This window comes from Streptomyces sp. ADMS (assembly GCF_033441795.1).
In the GTDB taxonomy this organism is placed as follows: Bacteria; Actinomycetota; Actinomycetes; order Streptomycetales; family Streptomycetaceae; genus Streptomyces.
Genome location: NZ_JAVFVX010000623.1, coordinates 1 through 239 on the forward strand (window position 1 = coordinate 1; position 239 = coordinate 239).

Consider the following 239-nt stretch of genomic DNA (forward strand, 5'->3'; position numbering starts at 1 on the left):
ACCTCGGCCAGGCCGTCCGGGGACTCGAAGGAGACGTCGGCCGCGCCGTAGCGGTGGCTCCAGCCTGCTGCCGCCAGCGGCGTGCCGACGTCGAGTGCCGCCAAGTCGCTGTTGCCGTAGTAGAGGTAGGAGTCGGGGCCCTCGGTGTAGGCAGCGGCGAGCGCGGTGGTGAAACCCTGGACTATCTCGGTCGGGGTGCTGTCCTGGTACGTGACCAGCCAGCGAGGCATCGCGAAGGG

General features: G+C 69.9%; 1 protein-coding gene. It reads right to left on the bottom strand.

The window, feature by feature from the left end; genetic code table 11:
- Positions 1 to 239: DUF317 domain-containing protein (locus tag RB628_RS42235; RefSeq protein WP_318325867.1), on the bottom strand; the 239-nt coding region annotated here is incomplete at both ends.